This is a genomic window from Arcticibacter sp. (genome assembly GCF_045629565.1).
Lineage (GTDB): Bacteria > Bacteroidota > Bacteroidia > Sphingobacteriales > Sphingobacteriaceae > Arcticibacter.
Map to the genome: position 1 here is coordinate 1 of NZ_JAZQRL010000016.1, position 2,502 is coordinate 2,502.

3 protein-coding genes are annotated in these 2,502 nt (G+C 44.6%); all 3 read left to right on the plus strand.

What is annotated here, in order from left to right; translation table 11 throughout:
* On the plus strand, window positions 1-181 hold a 181-nt coding region (locus tag ACKI5J_RS02380; RefSeq protein WP_407426126.1), incomplete at its 5' end, for a hypothetical protein.
* Between the two features lie 83 nt (window positions 182-264).
* A complete protein-coding gene (locus ACKI5J_RS02385) occupies window positions 265-402 on the plus strand; it encodes a hypothetical protein (protein WP_407426128.1) in 138 nt (45 codons plus the stop codon).
* Between the two features lie 266 nt (window positions 403-668).
* On the plus strand, window positions 669-1,784 hold the full coding sequence (locus tag ACKI5J_RS02390; RefSeq protein ID WP_407426130.1) for a hypothetical protein: 1,116 nt from the start codon (window positions 669-671) through the stop codon (window positions 1,782-1,784).
* Window positions 1,785-2,502 lie beyond the last annotated feature (718 nt).

Consider the following 2,502-nt stretch of genomic DNA (forward strand, 5'->3'; position numbering starts at 1 on the left):
CATGCAAAGTGCAGGTTTCGTTTTTCCTTTTCTGGTGAGATGTTTCGTTTCACTCAACAAGACGGGTGGCACAAATCCGTCAACGAAATCTAGTAGCACAGGATTAACAGATTCCTCCGCTCGTACACTCGGTCGGAATGACGGTGAGATGGAAGAGATTCCTCTACTAGCCACTTCATAACCCCGTCATCTCGAGCGAGGAACGAGCCGAGAGATCCCTAATATAGGAACACTGATGGAACAGATTCCTCCGCTACGGTCGGAATGACGATATATGAAAAGATTCCTCCTACGGTCGGAATGACAAAAGAGACGGGCGGAATGATGAAAGGGATGGTCGGAATGATGGAAGGGATGGGCCAAATGATGGTAAAATGGGAGATCCCAGGCATCGGTTATTAGGAACAGCAGGATAACAGGTACCATTTCAAGTATTCTAATATACATCTACGTTCAAATCTTTTTTCGCTAATATTATTTTTTTTATTAAATTGTTTCTTGAAAGCGCAGCTACGGGCTCATCGACCCAACCAGCTGTGCACCATACCGGCACCTCTCACCAAGGAGAAAAGCCCTGAATCCCGGGACTGCCGTAACCCCCTATGCTTTTACTTACAGATTAAACAGCCAGCTCCCCACTAAAAGGAGCGGTTCAAAAATATATTATCATGAAAAGACAATTATCTTTCATAAAAATACTGGTGCAGCTCATTTGTGACATGACACCTCCATCCGGGACCCACGCCCCCTCTATTGCAACACTCAAAACAGCATGCGAGCAGTTGGTAGCGTTTCTTTCCAACATCTTCCAGACTGCGGACGAAGATGATTTCCGAAAGCAATTCGATCTCTTTTTCTCTGCTATTGTTAACTTTAGCGATCGGCTCTACACCACCTCCCTGTCTGTCAAAAAAGTCAATACCCTTGCTGTATTTCAACTGTTCGACCAGCTCATCACACAAGCCGAAGAAGATTACCCCCAGTTTATATTGCCGTCACATGCCATGGCGCTGGCTTCGGTAGCAGCGGTTAAAAAAAACATCAGTCAACAAATTCCGGCCATCCGTATGGCGTTGCAGGAAAAACATATCAGTGATAAGCTGCTCACCCAACTCCTCAAAGCTTTACAGGATCCTTTTAAAAAAGACAAATACCCGGCATTCAGCTATGGCGACCAACGCTATCTCCTGCTGTTTGTAAATCAGCTGAAATCTATGGTTCGTGATGGAAGAACGAAAGACTGGAACAAAAGACTGCGCCAATTGCTCATCAAAAATAACTTTAACCATATGGGGATCTACAAAGTACTGGAAGAGGAAATACGCGACAGTTTAAACAAAATTAACAAGACCACCCGGCTGGAACTGCGCTTACTGGAGACCAATACCTGGCTGGAACAGCTGCAACCCGTTCATGACCTGGCCTACCAACCCTATGCCGACAGCCTTAAAACAATGCTATTGAAGTTTAGCAATATGCTCCACCAGCATGCTGTTATTAAAGAAACTGCCGACAGTACCAATACCAAGCTTCGCCTCAACCTTAGTGTTGATGAACTCACGCTGGAACTGCACTACCGTTACATAGAGAAGCAATTCCCTTATAAAAATAAGAAAGAAACAGCCCAGGCAGTAGCCAATAACATCAGCAGCAAGGGAACAACAGATATTTCGTCTCACTCGCTAAGCAAATTTGATAAGCTGGAGCTGAAGGATGCCGCCATAAAAGTATATCAAAGAAATAAGAGGATAACGGAAATGATCTTGAGGGATTTTGATTTGTAATATGGGCGTCATCGTGAATTTCCCGAAGCCAGTTCGGGATAAGTCATTTCAGGATTTCATCAACAAGGTGTTCTAAATTCGATTCTTAGTGGGATCTCCTGGAGACCCGGCATATCGCCAAACGCTCTTGGCTCTCCGGCCTCTTGACCGGCTAGGTCAAGGCACTTTTTTCCGCAAAAAGTGCCCAAAAACTCTCCGCTACGCCGCTTGCTTCTAAAGGCTCTGCGAAGGCTAAATTTCTGCTGGCCGCAACCGCCAAGGCGGAACTTAGAGGTTAACGGAGATTTAGTGCCTGGGCCTTATATAGCGCAGAACTTTATATTCGTCCTACTGAACTCGTTTCAGGATTTCATCAGCAAGGTGTTCTAAATTCGGTTCTTAGTGGGATCTCCTGGAGACCCGGTATATCGCTAAACGCTCCTGGCTTTCTGGCTTCTTAGCTGGTCCCGAACATACTTAGGGAGCCTGACAGTTGAAGCTAATTTATTCATTTTTTTTTGGTTCAAGTTACTCGTCCTTTAAGCTCAAGGTTTTTCGACCCTCATAGGCGAGCCACGGTCAGGTTCCTTTATTCGATAAGCATTTGATTGTTTTCAGTTGCTTTCATGTAAAGGCGGCATAAACATCAGTCAATATTCCATATTTAACCCTCTGGCAAGAGAGATTCGGTTAGGTTAGGCTATCCTTTCAAAACAGAGCAAATCACAAATTTAAAAAA

What these genes read in the sequence shown, in the direction of transcription:
- ACKI5J_RS02385 (WP_407426128.1), top strand. Translation starts at nt 265, where the DNA reads ATGACGATATATGAAAAGATTCCTCCTACGGTCGGAATGACAAAAGAG.
- ACKI5J_RS02390 (WP_407426130.1), top strand. Translation starts at nt 669, where the DNA reads ATGAAAAGACAATTATCTTTCATAAAAATACTGGTGCAGCTCATTTGT.